This is a genomic window from Peribacillus sp. FSL K6-1552, assembly GCF_038005205.1.
Classification (GTDB): domain Bacteria; phylum Bacillota; class Bacilli; order Bacillales; family DSM-1321; genus Peribacillus; species Peribacillus butanolivorans.
In genome coordinates this window covers 4,673,789-4,687,523 of the sequence record NZ_JBBOST010000001.1, presented here as the reverse complement: position 1 = coordinate 4,687,523, position 13,735 = coordinate 4,673,789, and the positions used below count along the sequence as shown (strand labels likewise).

12 protein-coding genes and 1 pseudogene are annotated in these 13,735 nt (G+C 33.6%); 10 read left to right on the top strand and 3 right to left on the bottom strand.

The window, feature by feature from the left end; all coding sequences use genetic code 11:
- The first annotated feature begins 20 nt into the window (after positions 1-20).
- From NST21_RS22555 to NST21_RS22525, 7 genes and pseudogenes are all read left to right on the top strand, one after another.
- Positions 21-1,259 (top strand): retron St85 family RNA-directed DNA polymerase, encoded by a 1,239-nt coding sequence (locus tag NST21_RS22555; protein ID WP_340891384.1) that lies wholly within the window; start codon positions 21-23, stop codon positions 1,257-1,259.
- Between the two features lie 20 nt (positions 1,260-1,279).
- Complete coding sequence (locus tag NST21_RS22550; protein ID WP_340891382.1) at positions 1,280-2,101, top strand: macro domain-containing protein; 822 nt, start codon at positions 1,280-1,282, stop codon at positions 2,099-2,101.
- Positions 2,102-3,116: 1,015 nt separating this feature from the next.
- A complete protein-coding gene (locus NST21_RS22545) occupies positions 3,117-3,578 on the top strand; it encodes a nucleotide-binding protein (RefSeq protein ID WP_340891381.1) in 462 nt (153 codons plus the stop codon).
- Positions 3,579-3,591: 13 nt separating this feature from the next.
- A complete protein-coding gene (locus tag NST21_RS22540) occupies positions 3,592-4,578 on the top strand; it encodes a TIR domain-containing protein (protein ID WP_340891380.1) in 987 nt (328 codons plus the stop codon).
- Positions 4,544-4,783: a hypothetical protein gene (locus NST21_RS22535; protein ID WP_340891378.1), complete on the top strand. Its 240-nt coding sequence runs from the start codon at positions 4,544-4,546 to the stop codon at positions 4,781-4,783. Before NST21_RS22540 ends, NST21_RS22535 begins: the two co-directional genes overlap by 35 nt.
- A gap of 543 nt (positions 4,784-5,326) precedes the next feature.
- A complete protein-coding gene (locus tag NST21_RS22530) occupies positions 5,327-6,379 on the top strand; it encodes a DUF4145 domain-containing protein (protein WP_340891376.1) in 1,053 nt (350 codons plus the stop codon).
- 270 nt (positions 6,380-6,649) lie between these two features.
- Positions 6,650-6,866, top strand: a pseudogene (locus NST21_RS22525) (ZIP family metal transporter); the annotation flags it as partial.
- Between the two features lie 287 nt (positions 6,867-7,153).
- Here NST21_RS22525 and NST21_RS22520 read toward each other — a convergent pair.
- Positions 7,154-8,071, bottom strand: a complete 918-nt coding sequence (locus NST21_RS22520) for an aldo/keto reductase (protein WP_340891375.1) — start codon at positions 8,069-8,071, stop codon at positions 7,154-7,156.
- Between the two features lie 805 nt (positions 8,072-8,876).
- Between NST21_RS22520 and NST21_RS22515 the strand changes: the two genes are divergently transcribed.
- On the top strand, positions 8,877-10,079 hold the full coding sequence (locus NST21_RS22515) for a M14 family zinc carboxypeptidase (protein ID WP_445670566.1): 1,203 nt from the start codon (positions 8,877-8,879) through the stop codon (positions 10,077-10,079).
- Between the two features lie 488 nt (positions 10,080-10,567).
- On the opposite strand, the gene NST21_RS22510 is transcribed toward NST21_RS22515, so the two are convergent.
- Positions 10,568-10,780 (bottom strand): hypothetical protein, encoded by a 213-nt coding sequence (locus NST21_RS22510; protein WP_340891372.1) that lies wholly within the window; start codon positions 10,778-10,780, stop codon positions 10,568-10,570.
- Positions 10,781-11,283: 503 nt separating this feature from the next.
- Here NST21_RS22510 and NST21_RS22505 point away from each other — a divergent pair.
- A complete protein-coding gene (locus NST21_RS22505) occupies positions 11,284-11,640 on the top strand; it encodes a hypothetical protein (protein WP_340891370.1) in 357 nt (118 codons plus the stop codon).
- Positions 11,641-11,875: 235 nt separating this feature from the next.
- A complete protein-coding gene (locus NST21_RS22500; protein WP_201223213.1) occupies positions 11,876-12,214 on the top strand; it encodes a hypothetical protein in 339 nt (112 codons plus the stop codon).
- 381 nt (positions 12,215-12,595) lie between these two features.
- Here NST21_RS22500 and NST21_RS22495 read toward each other — a convergent pair whose 3' ends face one another.
- Positions 12,596-13,477 (bottom strand): 5'-methylthioadenosine/S-adenosylhomocysteine nucleosidase, encoded by an 882-nt coding sequence (locus tag NST21_RS22495; protein WP_340891368.1) that lies wholly within the window; start codon positions 13,475-13,477, stop codon positions 12,596-12,598.
- Positions 13,478-13,735: the final 258 nt, after the last annotated feature.

Genomic DNA, 13,735 nt, shown 5'->3' with positions numbered 1-13,735 from the left:
GGTAGGAGAAGCGATTAAATATGAGTAATAGAACAAATAGTTTTATACTAAATGCATTAAATTTACCTCTGATAAAGGACATTGAATCTCTATCAAATCATATTGGTATAAGTAATAAATTACTTTACCAATTATCCTCTAATACAAAGATGTTTTATACATCCTTTACTCTTCCAAAAAAAGACGGTACTACAAGAATCATACAAAGCCCTAAATATCCTATGAAACTTGTGCAAAGGTGGATACTTGAAGAGATTTTACAAAAAATCCCTGTTTCTAATCATTCTACAGCGTTTCAAAAAGGGAAGAATGGAATTAAAGAAAACGCAGATTTTCATAAATATAGTATCTATTTATTACAATTGGATTTAAAAGATTTTTTTCCGTCAATAACTTCTTCTAAAGTCTTTAATATTTTTAGGAAGTTAGGATATAACAACTTTATATCTAATATTTTAACAAAATTATGTACTGTTAATGGTGCGCTTCCTCAAGGAGGTGTTTGTTCACCTTATATCTCGAACTTAGTTTGTTATAAACTTGATAATAGATTTAAAGGCCTTTGTTCGACAAGGGATGTATTATATACACGTTATGCAGATGATCTAACTTTTTCAGCGGATAATAAGGAGACATTAAAAAAGATAAAAAATGTTATTGTAGAAATTATAGTTGATGAAGGTTTTGTCTTGAATAAGAAGAAAACTAGATTTCTATCACCTTATTCACACAAAGTCATTACTGGTATTACTATTAATGATTTTGATAAAAAACTTAAGGTGAAAAAAGAGATTAAAAGGAATTTAAGAGCATTAATACACTTCACTATTAGCACAGGAGATTATAGTCATGTTAATAAAATCAATGGATACGTTTCTTATATAAATAGTATAGAACAAGGGTATAAAGAAAAAATAATAAGCTATATTAATAAATTAATTGATAAAGATAGTAAATACTTTGATTACTTGGTTGACACTTTTAATGCTTCTCAACCTCTAAAAGGTGTTAATTCAATGAAATATGAAGAATTCAGTCTAAGTGAAGAAGAAGAACATATCTACGAGTTCCCAAGTGAAATTTATTTTTTTGAAAACGTGGTAAGACAAAAAATAGATTATTTTAAAAATCATAATAAAGAATTACCAAGGTATTTAAAGAAATATGAAGGCTTATATGGAAGAGAGGTAGCTGCTGTTAAGAATGAAGATGATATGAACGATGATGATATGAACGATGATGATACGATTTTTTTCTGAAGAGAGGTTGGCAAAATTTAATGGCTACTTTAAAGAGGGTATTAAAGAATTTAATTTACATTTTAGGCTTTTCGGCTACTTTAGCGAGTTTTTATTTGACCATTTATAATCCTCTAACTGAATTATCAGCAATAATTAAGATTATATTAATACTCCTTTTTATGTTGGTGAATTTCGGAGTTGCTTTTGTTTTAGGGTGGCCATTGTCAAAAATTAATCTAAAGATTTCTAATAAAATTGATTTAAATATTTACTATGATGATTTATTTAATCAAAATGGTATTATTATTATTATTCCGGTAAATGAATATTTTGATACTTTGGTGGATGAAAGAATAATATCTTCTTCAACTGTACATGGACAGTTTATAAAAAAAGTATTTGGTGGAAACATAGAAGAATTAGAATTAAAGATAAACAAGGAACTCCAAAATTATAAAGAAAAATCTATAGTATCTAGACCAAGAGGCAATTGTAAAAAATATGAATTGGGAACAACAATATCAGTGAATAAAGATGGAAAGGATTACTTTTTAGTAGCCTTTACTAGATTTAACGACTCAAATAAAGCAGAAAGCTTTAATATTGATTATCAAGTTACTCTGAAATCATTACTAGATTTTATACATATTAATTCTCAAGGCAAAGATATTAATATACCCCTAATAGGAGCAGGTCAATCAGGAGTTAATTTGACCAAACAAAAGCTGCTAGAATATTTGTTATTCTCGATACAAATACATGATTGCTTTACAGTAAGTGGAAGAACTAATGTTGTTTTAAATAAAGGGTTGAAAGATGTAATTGACTTAAATAGAATAAAAGATCTCTATTCAATATAAAAGATGCATAGGGGAAATATAAGTGAAATAAGCAAGAGGGGTACTTCTCTTGCTTTTTTGTTAATCATGGAAGGGATTTTATACTTCAGTAAATAACTTAATACAATATTATAAAGTGGTAGATGAAGTAAGTTTTAAAAGGGGTTCAAATAAAAATATAGTGTTCCAAATGAAGGGGTAGCCTGTGGTTCAAATCCGTAGCCAGATATTGATTTAAAAACTCCGATATTGGAGTTTTTTTGTAATATCACTAATTATCTAATTACATATAAAGAATGCACAATTTAAGGTTTTTACTCTCTATAGGTTCTCTGGATTCAGTCAAATTCAGTGTAAACCCAACAATAACCCAAAGTATTGTCAATTACACTCCACACATTGTGAGGCTGTTGCGAGAATTGAATTGATATAAAAAAAGCGATTGGCTCTCTTGTATAATAATCACTTTTTTCATATTAATTAGCAGTGTTATTACTGACTAAATTAATGCCGAACTTGTCTTTAGAAATCGAAACAGATTCAAAGGATAGAGAAGTGTCATTCATATTTTAGTGTAAACTTGGGAAACTGATAATGCCGCTGTTTCATACCTGAATTTCTTTAACTCTTCACTCGCTTTGAATAAAAGCACCATTGGCTCTGCGAGAAGTCATCTTCACTTATATAAGCTCGCAATCCGATCATAAACAGAAAAAAAACCATGTCTAATGACTGCTACGTTGATTTTCTATATTAGCTCAACTCATAAAAGCACACGATTACTCTGTTTCTAGTTTCCCTACATGTCGGCAATAGCAACGACTGAGTTTTGACAGGGGTAGCGATATTATATAGGTAAGTTTCTTTGATTGTTATTTTATGATTCTCCCCGTATAGATAATCTCATATAATAGACATTTATCATACAAGATAGACTTGTGACTATATTAAAATCATGTTATTATAACCATAATTTTATAGAAAAAAATACCATATTATATACTCATATATTACTATAGAAAGGGAAATGATTCCAATGACAGCAAAACCAAGAGTTTTTGTAGGATCCTCTGTTGAGGGGCTTGGAATAGCAAATGCTATACAACGAAATTTAGAACACAACTATTATGTTAATGTATGGAATCAAGGAATATTTAAACCTTCAAGCACTACACTGGAGGACTTAATAAAAGCACTAGGAACTTTTGACTTTGCAATCTTTGTATTCAAACCTGAAGATGTTGTGAAAATGAGAAATCAGACAGAGATGTCAATCAGGGATAACGTTATTTTTGAAATGGGTTTATTTATAGGAAGGTTAGGTAAGGAAAGAACCTTTTACATTATACCCCGAGAAGAAAAGTTCCATTTACCTACAGATTTAATTGGTTTTAATCCAGCTACCTATGACCCCGGACACCCTGAAATAGCTGCCGCTATCGGTGGAGCTTGTACATCAATAATGGAGCAAATGAATAGTTTAAGTACACTAAAATAGAAAGGTTACAATCATGTTAAATAAGCCATACATTTTTATAGGGTGTTCAAAAGAGGGACAACAAATTGCAAATATGCTTCAAGTTTTACTTCAAGAGGATACGTATTCTTTTCTTGAGAATCAATGTATTGGTGAGCCAATGTACAACAGGCTTGAGCTTATTAATTCACATTTGGAAAAATCTGACTTTGGGGTGATTGTTTTTACAAAGTCAGACATTGAACAAAATAATAATGATATTCTGTTCCTTCTTGGATTACTTAAGGGTGAGTTGGGTAAGGATAGGTTTATGGTTTTACTACCCAAGGATATGAGTACAAGTGTAATAACTAGTTACCTAAAAGGTGCTGAGCCAGGGCGATACGACGATGAACATCCAGATTTAGGAGGATCTTTAGGAACAACAGCATTTGCCATTAAAGAGGCTTTAAAGAAGATGGAAAAAAGGAAAACAGAAGCTTACTACTTCCAATTAGAATCTAAAAAGGAACTTCTAAAAGAAGCACTGGACAGCTATAATTGTAGTAAGGATAGATACAATCCTTTTCTTTCTTCACTAATGGGTTACTTTAATACAGAAATAGATCAATTTAGCTTTCCACAAGTTTTAGGAGCTACTCTATTTGCTTACCAAAAAGATGAGTTAGTACAGGTTGGAAGTTCTGGTAAGGTTAAATCTGATCACAGAATATCTTTAGCTGAAGAGGACAAATTTGTAGTACAATGTTATAAACAAAAAACTATGGTGTTAGGTGAAAAAAAAGATCGGTACAATGATGAGGATGAGGAGTCATTCGAGTATATATTTTGTAATGCTATTCATCAAGAGGCTGTGTTAACCGTACATATTAAATGTAAAAAAAATGTTGGAAAAGAAGTGGAAACTAAAGTGCTCCAAGAGTTAGAAAAAAAAAATGCTGGGTATATATCTATACTACGTCTACTTTTAAAAGGAGGGGTTGTTATTGAGAATGAAGCGCGGAAGAACGAAGCAGGTTAAAGTAAGGATTGGAAGTGGCAGAAGAGGTTATAAATCAGTTTCGCAAAGAGCTCAGAATGTTATAGAACCATCATCAGGATCAAGAATAATGTCTCAACATGAAGTTCAGGCTAAATTGTTTGATGGACCCACAATCTATAATCAAAGTGGTAATGTAAGGATAGTGGCTACGAAAAAACCTAATGAGGATCTTTATGTAATTTAAATATTTTGAATGTAAAAATGAAATTTCTTATCAATGTTCATACATGGATGTTTTAATTAATCTTACCGTCGAAGTATACTATTTATTGAACGTCAAGTCATCAATGAATACAAGAAATTCAAATCTTTACCTTTATTAGTTCTAATTCAATAATAAGCAAATCAGTCCTCTGCACACATAAAATGACGAATCAACATCCCATTTGTAGTCAAACACTCCACACATGTGTAGTGTTTAACGCAGTTAAATAATTCTAAGAACATACTTCCTCTACAAGGTTGCTACAAAAATCAGCATAATAATTTGAAGGAGCCTAATCCCATTTGAGGGGTTGGGCTCCTCCTCTTATAGGTATTAATGATTATGTCCTCTAATAGTAAAAAATCCACTTTAATGTTAAACGAGAATTACTTTTTTGGAGAAGAAGGATTATTCTGTATTTTTTCATTATGGTTTTTGATGTATCAAAACTGTGTTTCACCGAAGACTAGGCGTTAAAAATGAATAGGTTTCAAGTTTGAATAGGCCACAGGAGGGATAAATATGCATAATCATTCTTTATTTGAGTTTGTTGGACAATTTTCAAGTGAGTTATTCGAGCTTGCTTGTCGTATTGAAAATCAGTTGTTGGATCAACCACTTGCGTCATTGATACAGGCTCGTTTATATAGTGAACAGTTGGTGAAGATTATTAGCAAAGAAGAAGGGATTGAGGATATCTATCCGCTCAAGCACTCAGAACGAATACATAAATTATATCGCCAGAATGCGGTTGAAGAAGATATTTATTTGAAATTAGAATGGATTAGAAAGAAAGGAAATAAAGCGGCACATGACATAAAAGAAGTGAACATTACTGATGTGCTTCAGGTTCACAAATTTCTATTTGAGATTAGTGTCTGGTATATGCAAGTATATGTAAGCTACGATTTTGAAGCACCTATTTACAAGCTGCCTATTAAGACGGCTCAAGAAACTAACCCATTAGGAGCAAAGGATTTAGATGTCTTGATCAAGCCATATGTAGATCAGACGATGCAAAAGATGGATGAGATGTGGTTAGAGGTTCAACGTCAGTTGGAAGCTATAAAAGAGGAAAAGAAACGAGTACAAACTGAGGCATCTATATTAGAAGCTGTTAACCCACAGCAATCAGAAATAGCAGCGACTGAAGAAAAAGATCTGCCACCTTTTCAAGATACTCCTAAAGTATTAGGGGTAAAGCAATACGAATTAAATGAAGAAGATAAAATGACAATAAGTGAAGAAATGGCGATATTATATAGTATTTTTAAAAGAAATAATTTTAATTTTAAAAAGGAAACCAGTAAGGCTACAGAATTTAAAAGTATAAAAAATGGAGAAGTATTATACTTACTTACTAATAAAGAAATAAGTATTGTATTGAATCCAAATACTGTCGAAAATAATTTGAATTTTAAAAGTAATGGTAAATACCATAGTACTGCCTTAAAACAATTTCCTAAGAAATTAAATAAAGGACAAACTCCAATAAATTATGGGTATTCTTTTAAATTTAAAACAGAAGTTGAATTAGATGCCTTTTTAAAGAGTTTAAATGATATTTTAATATAGGAGTCTTTCACAGCCTTAACAGAGACAGAGTATAGAAAACAGATCGACTTTGCGGACAAATCTTCTTAAAAGTTATGGGAATATGATGAATCTGGGGTTAGAAAGATGATATCAACGATGCCTATATAGTCTTGAAATCCTGTTCGAGAATATACTTGGATGGATTTTTATTCACTAAAACTGCCTAGTACTTATCTTAATAGGAACGCCCCTCCGTTTATCCCAAGAACCACATGGGTACTATTCTATAAAAAAGAAACGAGAGAAACCATGTGGAATGCGGTCTTTTGGGGAGGGGTTTCGGGTTCTGCTGTCTTGCTCGGTGCTCTTGCTGCCATCTTTATTCCAATAAACAAAAATATCATTGGTTTAGGCATTTGGAACGAGTATATTGATTGGTGAGGCAGCATATGAATTGCTTTCTGATTCGGTGCGTGATGGAGGAATCTGGGCGACGTCGATCGGTTTTATAGCAGGAGCCGCCATTAAAAAAGGTTTCATACCTTTATCGAACACACCCAGACATGGTCTTATCGATATCAAAGATTAAGTCATATAAGAGCATTGGATGCCTGGTTTTCCAGATATGTGGGCTCCAAGTGATTAATGGAACAAGTAATACTTTAATAATCGATTGTTCAGCTGAGTCTAGTCAAAATAAAGCACCCTTCAGCCTCTGAAGACTTAAGGGTGCTAATGTTTTGTGCCCAGGAAAGGACTTCTTTATTATTAATCTGATCTTCATAGCACAGAATAAAGTTTGATTTGCATGGTTTAAGGCAGTACATTGCCTGCCTCACGATAGATGCCATACCATTCTTCGCGCGTAAGATGAATATCGCTTGCCTTACAACACTCTTTTAACCGGCCTTCATTCATCGTACCGATGACTGGTTGCATGTGTGCGGGATGGCGTAAAAGCCATGCAATGACGATAGTCGTGTTGCTAACCTCATACTTGTCCGCAATTTCATTAATCTTTTGATTCAATTCAGGGAACTTGTCGTTTCCAAGGAATACTCCCTCAAAGAATCCGTATTGGAAAGGTGACCAAGGCTGAATGGTGATATCGTTCAGTCTGCAAAAATCCAGCACACTGCCGTCCCGGTTCACAGCGTGGTCATTGTCCATATTTACATTAAATCCATTGGAGATCATGTTGGCGTTGGTGATGCTTAATTGCAGTTGGTTTGCCACAATCGTCTGCTTCACTGACTTCTTCAGCAACTGGATCTGCATCGGATTCTGGTTGGAAACGCCGAAATGGCGCACTTTTCCTGAACTTTCAAGAATATCGAAGGCCTCCGCTACCTCTTCCGGCTCTACCAACGTATCCGGACGGTGTAGAAGCAGAATATCCAGATAATCCGTTTTCAGCCGCTTCAAGCTTGCGTCCACCGATTCGAGGATATGTTCTTTGGAAAAGTCAAACATCCCCTTACGTATGCCGCACTTGGATTGCAAGATGATCTTTTCACGAATGCCCGCGTTCATTCCGATGGAGTCCGCGAATATTTCCTCACATTCGCCACTGCCATAAATATCAGCATGGTCGAAGAAGTTCGCACCCTCTTCCATCGCCGTTTGGACAAAGTGCTCAGCCTCCGCTTTGTCCAGCGAATTGATTCGCATGCAGCCGACTGAAACGACCGGCACCTCTAATGTACTGTTTCCAAGTTTCATTTTCCTCATTAATTATGTCCCCCTTATTTGTAATTGAGTACATGGTGTGAGTCCGTCACCTGCAGAGAAGAAATGGTTCAACCTTTCATTTCAGCGGGTTGCCCAGGTCTGTCTTAACGTCACAAGTAAATCTGCGTATCTCTTTTTGATTGTGACACACAATCATAGTAGTTTTCAAGATTTACTAAATTTGTTAATAACCTTGTCCTCCGTTGCACGCAGCAAGCAGTTGCTTTTAAATCTCACGAAGTTTAATAGAAGTTTACGAAAAATATCTAGAGTTGATAGTTATATTTAGAAGTAACAGAACATGCTATCTAAAGATCTAGTCATATAAACATCGGGTCATTTGGATCTTCAGCATTTCGAGATTTGTAGAAGTAATCGTTATTGATAATCTTGTCAAAATACTCGAAATTATCTTTAACCACTTCTTTGAGTTCCAGAGTGATAGCTGCTTCACTAGCTTCTTTTCTAGCTTATTTAGAATCTTTGATAAACTCTTCAACTTCCTCAGTTTTCTTACCACCAACCTGGTATGAGTATCTAGCCAGTTCTCCAGGCATAAACCCCTATAGAAAAACAATTATTTGATTTTTTTGCTCTTTTTTCTCAGAGTTTTGGAAGAAAGGTCTCTTTATAATAATGGGAAATTAGGGTGTAGAATGATGCCGGATAGTTTTGATTTATGTGAAAAAAGATATAGAGTGATGCTAAAATTTGTAGGCCTTTGTAGGCGATTTAAATAATTAAGCAGGGAAAATGAGGAAAACAAGGAATTTATCTGAATATTGAATATTTTTATAATAGGAGAATGAATGTGAAAAAGAAATTTTTTAAGGTTTTAAGTTCAACAGTAATAGCCGCAGCATTACTTGGCCCAAGTGTCAGCTTCGCTGAACGAGGACCAAATCCGACAGGCGGGACGAATCTTTCTACCGAAGCATTTATTAATTATGACGAGCTTGTAAAAAAATTAAGTCAACTTGAGAAAGTGAGTAAAGGGAAAGTAAAAGTAGAAGTGGCTGGACAAACAAATCAGGGTCGTTCCATTCACAAAGTAACGGTCGGTCATGGTGACAAAGTCGTTCTTATTCAAAGTGAAATTCACGGAAATGAAAAAACAGGAACTGTTGCGTTATTGAACATTCTTGAAAACCTTGGTCAAAGTAACTCACCTGAGGTAAAGAGAATGCTTGATGAATTAGCAATTGTTGCTATACCAATGATGAACGTAGACGCCTCAGAGCTTGATCGCCGCGGAAATGAGATGACATGGTCAGAGGTTGTAGGGAAATTTCCACAACTTTCAAATGTGAAACCAGCTTGGAACTATTACACGACTCCTAGGTCTGGAGACGACTATGCTAGCAAACCGGGATTTGATGTTAATCGTGACTTTAATCCAAACCTAAACTATGCACCAAAGCCTCAAGACTTCCCGGGGGCATCTGAAAAGCCGGGCTGGTTTATAACACCTGAATCGCAAACGGTACGTGACATATATAAAGGGTTAAAATCGAAATTCGGTAAAGTGGATGTTTTTATCGACCTTCATCACCAAGGGTTCCCATATATCGAAGGAACTGATGATCGTGTAACGATGTCAATATCCGGAAAATTTGTTGCCAACCCAAGCACTCCTGCAGGGGCTAAATATGCAGAGTATGCAGATAATTTTAAATATGATTTCTCCCGTCAGTTAACACTTACTGCTTATAACGCACTACAAGCAAAAGGGAATTCCGTGTTTACAAATATTTCATTGTACGATCAATCTATTGACCTGCCAGGTACTGCTTTAGGAACGTTTGCTTTAAACGGAAGTGGTACGGTTCTATTTGAAGTTAGTGGACAAACACAAAACTTTGGGCAAAAAAAGAAAGGCCAGCTAGTAAAAACAGTTGAAACGGGTCTAATGGGTATTATCAATGGTGTAACAGATGGATCGGTTCATAATCTTAATCCATCAGAATATGAAAATATTCCTGAAAGTTCATCTACACCGGGAATCTAATCACGTTGAAACCTAATTTTAAAGGGGGCTGTCTCAAAAGATAAATGAACTTTTGAGACAGCCCTTTTTATCGTACTTACAGCTTAACGAAGATTCTTAGCTTCTTGCATCTAGAGGTGCACAATTCGAAATGTTTTAGGAAATCGCTATGCAAACTCTAAAGAGAATCGGTTAGTTTATCCGAAAACTAATGTTCATGAATCTCACACAACTCTGTTGAGGGGTTCTTTTTTTTGTTCATAAGATATTCCAAAAACATCGGTTTTAAGGAAAAAAATAAGGGCCTTTTTGGTTTCATTTAAAATAAATTAAAGGGGAGGAAAGTAAAATGGATTTTGGATGGGATAACAAAGAGGTATATATAGGGACGAAAAGAAAACGTGGATTAGGAAAGATAGGATTTTGTTTTGGTATTAAAGGCTCCCTTGGGGAGTTTTTTATCCTAATCCACCATAAAGTTAAATTTAGCCATGACTTTTCAAGAAACATCACAATCCGGTATATTTCCTTTCAATTTTCCTAAGTTCATCTAAAAGTCCAAACAAGGTGTGTAATACGGCTGTTTGAATATATAGATTCATATAATTATCATTGCTCTTCTTCTGAAAAGATAAATCATGTTTTTCATCAATTATTCGAGTTATACAATCATTAATTTCACTCCACATTTCTTTCGTTGCTTCTTTAGTTTTAATCTCCATAATCTCCCACTCCTTTTTTATTAGTCTATCCACTCTATTAAATTCTTATTCTTTTTTTTTGTCACACTTTTAAATTTTTTAGAATCGATTTTTTCAACTCCAAATAGTTTCAACTGATCATGTATAGTTCATAAACTGCTACTTATTTTCTGTTCTTATCAATAAATCCAGTTATCGCTGCTGTCATCGTTGTTGTACTTGTTTTAATTTCTTAATAGATACAGGACAAAATCTCGGACCAAGAAATTTCTTCTTCATATGATTGGACTCATAATAAGGTTTAAAGAAACTTGAAATGTCTTGTAGTTTTTCAGCAATTTTTGTGAATTTCCGAATTAAAAGTACGGTTTGTTTCTATTAAGATTTCAAAATCTCCTTCTTGGTAATCAAAAACTATAGTGTGAGTTGCATCATTAATCCTATTGTTGGTGTTAAAATATCATCTCAAAACATACACTCTTCATAGTAATGTATTAGATTTTAGACAGTGAGGAGATGGAGAAATGAACTTCGAGATGCAAATAGCGAATATGTTGGCTAAAAATATAAATGGTTTCATTAAATTTGTTCGTAAACATCATGAAACTAAAAACAATATCTTTTGTTTACATACAGATAAAGTGTATCAATTAAAACTTCTTGTTGAGGAGTTTAAGTTTCAAGTATTAGCAGATGAACTTCTGAGAATCAATCGGTTTACCTGGGATGAAAACTACACTCATTTATTAGTTGATAGATTTAGAAAAGGGATGAGCATTATAGAAGAGTACGTAGAAAATAACTACAATGATTTATTCATTTTTACCGCTAGACTCTACACATTAAATAGCCTCAGCTTAACATTTAGCAAGGAGGAATAAGGTGTCCCTCTATATAAAAAATCCCCCCAAATGTAACCAGTGAAATGGCAGGTACTATTTTAAATAAAAAGGATTTCAACATTTTCCATTTTCTTAAAGGCTGGGGTACACTGTTATCTTTTTTTAATGAAAATTTATTTGTTAAGTAATTAACCAGAAAAGAAACCGAAATGAAGAATTGGTAAAATGAGTTTTTATGGAGAAGTTTTTTTACAGTGAAAGAGGGGGAGTAAAGTTGGAGGAACATGTGAAAAAGTCTTTAGGTGAATGGAAAGAAGAAATTAGTGAATTATTAAATGCGATAGAAAAAGAATATGAAGAAGTTAAACTTGAACTTAAGGTTTATTCCTACAAATTCAATATCACCAAACAAGTCGTACAATCCACTATTAATGATGAAATTATTCGAAACATTCGCGAGCTCTATCATAAACCTTTTGAACAAAAAGTGAACGAATTGAAAGGATCAATAAAAGAGCTGGAAGAAAAGAGAAAAGTTTTCCAAATGTTTGTTGAGAAAATTGAAAAGGTCAGTGAAAAAGGGGAAGGAAAACCTCATATATCCGTAATATAAGAAATAGTGGGAATTGTAAGCATGGTAGAGCCACAATCCGTTTTTGCAGACAAGCAAATCGATATTTGTGGTGTTTTTTTGCTTCGCTTTATCGTATTGTCCTGTAAATTTGCAAACCTTAGACTTCATGAACTTTTAAAGATCAAGAGTCTTTTAATCGATTGCATGAATTATTGGCTCTAAATATGGAGTGATTACCATTTCAGGAAAATATATGACAAACCCCCATTGAAATAGATGAGAAAAAAGAAATGAATAGTACCCGCTATTTAATGATAAGTGGAGTTATGATAATCGTAACGACTCTACTATTGGCCTAAATAAAGAAGAGCACATATTGTCATGTACAATATGTGCTCTTCTTTTATTCAATTAAAGCTATTATTTGCTTGGCAGTGTAGAGATATATTTTTTAACTACTTCATAAACATATTCTTGATTTGCTGCTGCTGTATTTGGGTTGTATTTACCACCATTCACTTTATTATTAGATAGTACTCTAATACCCAAGAATGGTACATCATAAGCTTTGGCAATTTGTGCTGCGGAGGCACCTTCCATTTCTTCTACAGATGTACCGTATTTAGTATGGAACCATTTAATTCTATCAACTTCATTATTCCAAACGTCTGCAGAACCTATAGTACCCTCGACAACCTTACCCTTAGTGTATTTATCTTTAACTGCATTAGCAGCTGCTAGTAAATCCTTATCTCCCTCATAGAAACGGGGTTTTTCAGCATTTGGATCTTCTCCTGCACTTCCTTCAGAAGCCATTAGGTCCATAGGTTTCCATATAGTTGGATCAATTCCTTGGTTTTCAGCCTTATCTGCTGTTTTTAATGAACCAATGTTTACCGTTCTTTTTCCTAAAACAATATCAAAAACGTTTAAACTTGGATCATGTCCCCCTGATGTTCCTTGATTGATTATTGCTATAGGGTTAAATTTTTCAATAGCAACTGCTGTAGCGGCTGCTGTGTTTTCCATTCCCTTGCCTGTTTTTGCAACTATTACAGGATAATTGTCTAACTTTCCAATGTAAAATACAAAATCTCCTGATTTTTCTTCTTTAACATTTTCTAATCTTTTTGCGAAATTTTCAGCTTCGATTGGCATTGGACCTTGAATTATAATAGGCCTTTGAGTCTTTTTTTGTTCAGATGCAGTTTTTGAAGTAGAATTACAACCTGCAACTACTGATAATAACAGTAAAGTAATAATTCCTAATAAAGAGTATTTTTTTAACATATTGTTTTTCATAAATAATCTCCTTAGTGATAGTTTTTCTCTAACATAAAAAATCGAAAAGTGCCAATTAGCTAAAGCTATGTCTTCCTACATATCAATACTAATAATATTATTGGTATTATTTAATACGAATATTAAAAATTGGTTTAATAATTCTACATATTCCTTTGTTTCTTTCCTTTATAAAAACTGTTGCTTTATGTTTTCCTCCTTGTTGTTTGTTATCCTCGTAGTTTTGGTCAAAAGAAAAAAGTCTAGAAACTGTAGAAT